The sequence below is a fragment of the Cupriavidus sp. 01L46 genome (genome assembly GCF_056399905.1).
On the sequence record NZ_JBFTSF010000371.1, the window covers coordinates 1 to 5,488 of the forward strand.

5 protein-coding genes are annotated in these 5,488 nt (G+C 66.2%); 3 read left to right on the forward strand and 2 right to left on the reverse strand.

Annotated features, from left to right (window positions below; genetic code table 11):
• Positions 1–46 precede the first annotated feature (46 nt).
• Entirely contained in the window at positions 47–784 is a 738-nt protein-coding gene (locus AC1DS3_RS34555; RefSeq protein ID WP_441634817.1) for a helix-turn-helix domain-containing protein, read from the forward strand.
• Positions 785–943: 159 nt separating this feature from the next.
• Entirely contained in the window at positions 944–2,155 is a 1,212-nt protein-coding gene (locus tag AC1DS3_RS34560; protein WP_477128947.1) for an HD-GYP domain-containing protein, read from the forward strand.
• A gap of 33 nt (positions 2,156–2,188) precedes the next feature.
• Here AC1DS3_RS34560 and AC1DS3_RS34565 read toward each other — a convergent pair whose 3' ends face one another.
• Positions 2,189–3,868 (reverse strand): acyl-CoA dehydrogenase family protein, encoded by a 1,680-nt coding sequence (locus tag AC1DS3_RS34565; protein ID WP_441634820.1) that lies wholly within the window; start codon positions 3,866–3,868, stop codon positions 2,189–2,191.
• Between the two features lie 108 nt (positions 3,869–3,976).
• Between AC1DS3_RS34565 and AC1DS3_RS34570 the strand changes: the two genes are divergently transcribed.
• The gene (locus tag AC1DS3_RS34570) at positions 3,977–4,618 is read left to right on the forward strand and encodes a TetR/AcrR family transcriptional regulator (RefSeq protein WP_441634822.1); all 642 of its coding nucleotides are present in this window, start codon (positions 3,977–3,979) and stop codon (positions 4,616–4,618) included.
• Between the two features lie 77 nt (positions 4,619–4,695).
• Here AC1DS3_RS34570 and AC1DS3_RS34575 read toward each other — a convergent pair.
• On the reverse strand, positions 4,696–5,488 hold a 793-nt coding region (locus tag AC1DS3_RS34575), incomplete at its 5' end, for a peptidylprolyl isomerase (RefSeq protein ID WP_477128948.1).

Sequence of the window (5,488 nt, forward strand, 5' to 3'; positions counted from 1 at the left end):
GCGCCGTCTGATAGCATCCGCTCCAACGGAAAAAAAGGACGCAGGCTTGAAAACTCACATCGCCCCGGGGCGCGGCAGCGACGATAGCGACGAGTCGCGCACACTCGACCGCGAGACCTTTGGCAAGCGTCTGCGCAGTGCGCGCAAGGCCTTTGGCTGGACGCTGGCACATCTGGCCGAGCTRTCGGGCGTGTCGATCACCACCATCTCGCGCGCGGAGCGCGGGCAGCTGGCATTGGGCTACGAGAATTTCGCCGCGCTGGGCAAGGCGCTGCGCATGGACATGGGCTCGATGTTCGCGGGCGCTGGCGCGAAGACTGCGCCATTCCAGGGGCCCGTCGTGACGCGCTCAGGCGAGGGCGTGACCTATCGGGGCGTGTCGTTTTCCTATGAATTCCTCGGCACCGAGGCGGTGGGAAAGCAGATGATCCCGGTGGTCAGCACCGTGCACGCGCGCCGTATCGCGGGGCCCGAGGATTTCGCGCGCCATCCCGGCGAGGAGTTCGTGTACGTACTCTCCGGCGAGATCGAGGTGCATTTCGACGGCGGCGAGCGGGTGCATCTGGCGCGCGGCGATTCGCTGTACTTCGACGCCCGCATGGGCCACGCCTATATCAGCCTGAGTCGCCAGCTCGCACGGATCGTCGGCGTGATGACCAGCGAAAGCCGCTTCATGAAGTCCGCCCAGGCCGGGGAGACGGAAGCCGCGCCGAAACCTGCGGCCAGGCGGCCGCGGGGGAAAGCCGCTGCCGGCAGGGGGCAGGGCAAGGGGGGGAAGGATTGAGGGATTGAAGGGTTGAAGGGTTGAAGGGTTGAAGGGTTGAAGTGTTGACGGGCTACTCGCCTGCCTCCAACCGTGCATGCGGGTCGCCAGGCCTAAAGTATTTTGTCTCCTTGCCGTTAAGCGGCCACGCCTTATTCAATCTGTACGCGAGGAGCTGGCATGCTGAAACGGATCAAGACCCAACAGCTTCAAGTCGGAATGTTCGTGGCCAGGGTGGGGGGGCCATGGCTGGAGCATCCCTTCTGGCGCTCCCGGTTCCTGGTGAACAGCCAGGAACAGATCGACCAGATGATCGCCTCCAAGGTCGAGGAGGTCTGGATCGATCTGCTCAAGGGCAAGGGTGTGCCGCCGCCCGCGCAACTCGCGGCATCGGGATCCTTGAACGTGAAGCCCGTCGCCGACGAGCCGGCCGGCGCCGTGCCGCAATCGGGGGTGCCGCTGGAGGTGGAGTTCGGGCTGGCCCGGGAGGTGATGAAGAACGGCAAGGCGGTGGTCGGGTCGATGTTCACGAATGCCCGCATGGGCCGGGCGCTGGAGGTGGAKGGCGCCCTGATGCTGGTCGATTCCGTATCGAATTCGCTGACCCGCCATTCGCAGGCCCTGATCGCGCTGGCGCGGCTCAAGGTGCGGGACGACTACACCTATCTGCATTCCTTCGCGGTCTGCGCGCTGATGATCGCGCTGGGCCGCACCCTTGGCCTGGACAATGCCGCGGTGCAGCAGCTCGGGCTGGCGGGCCTGGTGCACGATATCGGCAAGATTTCCGTGCCCACGCACGTGCTGCACAAGCAGGGCGAGATGACCGCCGCCGAGGTAGCGATGGTGCAGCGCCATCCTTCGGTGGGTTACCGCGTCCTCAACGAGGCTAAGCTCTACAGCAATATTCCCCTCGATGTCTGCATGCACCACCACGAGCGCATCGACGGGCGCGGCTACCCATTTGGCCTGCATGGCAACGAGATCAGCGTGCACGCCAAGATCGCCGCGGTGTGCGATGCCTATGATTCCCTGACCTCCAACCGGCCCGGGCACCAGGCGTGGACGCCTGCGCGGGCGCTGGAGTATATGGCGGTGCGGGCGGATACGCTGTTCGATCGTACGGTGTTCCAGGCCTTCACCCGGTCCATTGGCATCTATCCGCTGGGCACGGTGCTGCGCTTGCGCTCCGGACGGCTGGCGGTGGTCTTCGCGCAGAACGACAACGAGCCGCTGCGCCCGCAGGTCAAGGTGTTCTATTCGGTGAGCGAGGCCGCCCACCTCGGCCCCGAGACGCTCGATCTGCGCGAGACGGAGGACACCGTGGTGGGGTTCGAGGATCCGGCGCAATGGGGCTTTCGCGACGAGCAGTTGCTGGAGCTGTGCGCGGCTTGAACCCTGCCACGGTGCGGCAATGCCGTGCTGGCGTCAGGCGGCCCAGGCCAGCTCCAGGATGCGCGCGGCATTGCCCCCGCCCGCGCCGATGCCCGCACTGATACCCATTACGGCGCCCCATTCCGGGTCGAAGCGGCTGGCAAGGAAGGCGTCGGCGGTGGCCGCCTCGGCATGCTGGCGCATCAGGCAGGCCTGGGCGGTCAGCACCAGCCGCGTGGTGGTGCGGCGTGCCTCGGCCTGCTGCTCCTCCTCGGGCAGGCGCAGCGCCGCGCGCAATGCCGCCACGCTGGCCTGGATGCGCGGCTCGTCCGCGCCGACCGCGCTCATGTGTTCCAGCACCCGCAGGTAGTCGTCCGGGTTGCGGCCGATGGCGCGTAGCACGTCCAGGCACATCACGTTGCCGGAGCCCTCCCAGATCGAGTTGACCGGGGCTTCGCGGAACAGCCGGCCCATGGGGCCATCTTCCACGTAGCCGTTGCCGCCGAAGATTTCCATGGCCTCGCCGGTCATCTCCACCGCGCGCTTGCAGATCCAGAATTTGGAAGCGGGCGTGAGGATGCGGCGCCATGCCAGGCGGGCGGGATCGTCGGTGGCTTCGAAGGCGGTGGCCAGGTCCATGGCCAGCAGCATGGCGGCCTCGGCCTCCAGCGCCATGTCGGCCAGCAGCCTGACCATCAGCGGCTGGCGGATCAGCGGCTTGCCGAAGGCGCTGCGGTGACGCGTGTAGTGCAGGGCCTGCACCAGCGCCTGGCGCAGGAAACCGGCGCTCGATAGCGAGCAGTTAAGCCGGCTATACGTGGCCATCTCCAGGATGGTGGGAATGCCGCGGCCTTCCTCGCCGACCATGATGCCCCAGGCATCGCGGAACTCGACTTCGCTGCTGGAGTTGGAGCGGTTGCCCACCTTGTCCTTCAGGCGCTGGATCTCGATGGGGTTCTTGCTGCCGTCGGGGCGCCAGCGTGGCACGAAGAAGCAGGAGGAGCCGGCCTCGGTGTTTGCCAGCACCAGGTGGGCATCCGACATCGGCGCGGAGAAGAACCACTTGTGGCCGGTGATCAGGTACTCGGCTCCACGCCCCTCGCCGCGGCTGGGCACGGCGCGCGTGGTGTTGGCGCGCACGTCGGAGCCGCCTTGCTTCTCGGTCATGCCCATGCCCACGTTGATCGAGTGTTTGTGTTCGATGGGAAGGTCGCGCGGGTCGTAGGCCTGCGTCAGCAGCTTGTCGCCGAACTGTGCGAACAATGCCGGCTCCTTGCGCAGCACGGGGATGCAGGCCTGGGTCATGTTGGTGGGGCACAGCGAGCCGGACTCGATCTGGCTATGCATATAGAGCGAGGCCGCGTAGGAAGCCCAGGCCGAGGGGCGCGTATCGGCGAAGGGCAGGTTGGCCAGCCCGCTGCGGCGCGCAATGGTCATCAGCGCCTGCCAGCCCGGGTGGAAACGCACCTGGTCGATGCGCTCGCCGATGCGCGAATGTGTGTGCAGCTCGGGGTGATGGCGATTAGCATCTTCGGCATGCCGGATCGTTTGCTCGGCACCGAGCACGGCGCCCTGGCGTTCGAGTTCCCCCTCGTTCCATTCCGCGCCCGCGCGCGCAACCGCGCGGCGGATGCCGGGGTCGCTGGTGTAGAGGTTGTAGTCCTTGAGTTCCGGGACCTGGTTGGTGATGACGTGGGTGGCGCGCGTGGCGTGGGTGGCGTTCATGGCAGTCATGGCGGGTTGTCTCCTTGGGCCGGGGGGCTGGGCTTGCCGCCCCCCGTTAGATTCGAAAGGTCATTCTAGATAGAATGACCAGCCGTCATGTTCGGCTTTCGGAGCACCATGAACCCACAGCAAAAAGGCCCGGCAAAGCCGCGCCGCAGGCCGGTGCAGTCGCGCTCATGGCAGACCTCCCTGGCCATCCAGGAGGCCTTTGTTCGGCTTTTGGCCGCGCAGGACTATGGGCAGGTGACGATCCGCGCCATCGTGGACCTGGCCGGCGTGGGGCTGGGTACGTTCTACGAGTACTTCGGCAGCAAGGAAGAACTGGCGCAGGTGTGCCTGCACCTGCGTGCCAAGCGGATCGTGCTGGCGATGGATGCCGGCCTGGCGCAGTGCCGGGGGGAATCGATGGCGGCCATCGTGGACGCGCTGATCGCCGTCAACGTGGAGCACCACCGGGAGACGCCGGAGCGTTGGGGGCCGATCTACCTGCTGGAGCGGCATTACTCGGGGCGCGCGGCATACCAGAAGATGTACGCGCGGTTTGTCGCGTTGTGGAGCCGGGCGCTGCTAAGCGCCGCCGACGCGCCGCAGGCCGCGGTGCTCGAGGAGGCCTCGGTGACGCTGCAGGCCATCGTCTATGGCCTGATCTCGCATGCTTGTATCGATGAGGGGGAGGGGATCGATTTCTCGCGCCTGATGCGACAACTGCGGGGCGCAGCGCATGGATACCTGCGAACGCTTGGCGGGCAGGAGGGCTGAAGGGAACATCCCGCTCGCGCAAATGAAAACCGGCGCCATCGGCGCCGGTTTTCCCGTCACGGCAAGGCTGAGTCCACTTACTGGATCTTGGCCTTGTCCTTGAGCGACTTCATCATTGCCTGGAACTGCTCGCGCTGCCAGTTCTGGTCGCCCATCAGCATCTGCACCAGCTGCGGCTTGACTTCCTCGAACGTCGGGATCTTGGCGTCGCGGGTGTCGTCGAGCTGGATGATGTGCCAGCCGAACTGGGTCTTGACCGGGGTTTCGGTCATCTGGCCCTTCTTCAGCGCGGTCATGGCGGCCGAGAACTCCGGCACGTAGCTGCTGCTGTTGGCCCAGTCGAGGTCGCCGCCGTTGGCTGCGGAGCCCGGGTCCTTGGACGAGGCCTTGGCCATGTCTTCGAACTTGGCGCCGGCCTTGATCTTGGCGATGATGGCGCGCGCGTCGGCTTCCTTCTCAACCAGGATGTGGCGGGCGTGGTATTCCTTGCCGCTGCCGAACTGGGACTTGATCTTGTCGTACTGCTTGCGCAGTTCGTCGTCGCTGGCGCCGTGGGTCTTGACGTAGTCCTCGAACACGGCACCGGCCAGCACGTTCAGCTTGGCTTGTTCCAGTTGTTCCTGCAGGTCGTCGCGCTGGGTCAGGCCGCGCTTGTTGGCTTCCTGCAGCAGCAGCTCACGGTCGATCAGCATGGTGCGGGCACGGTCGCGCAGTTCTGCGCTGGGAGGCTGTCCGGTGCCGGCTACGAGCTTGTCCAGCTTGGCCGAGGGGATCGCCTTGCCATTCACGACGGCGGCGTTCTGGGCGAGGGCGGGCAAGCTGCCAGCGGCAAGCACAGCCGCCAGGCTGAACGAGAGGACTGTGGTCTTC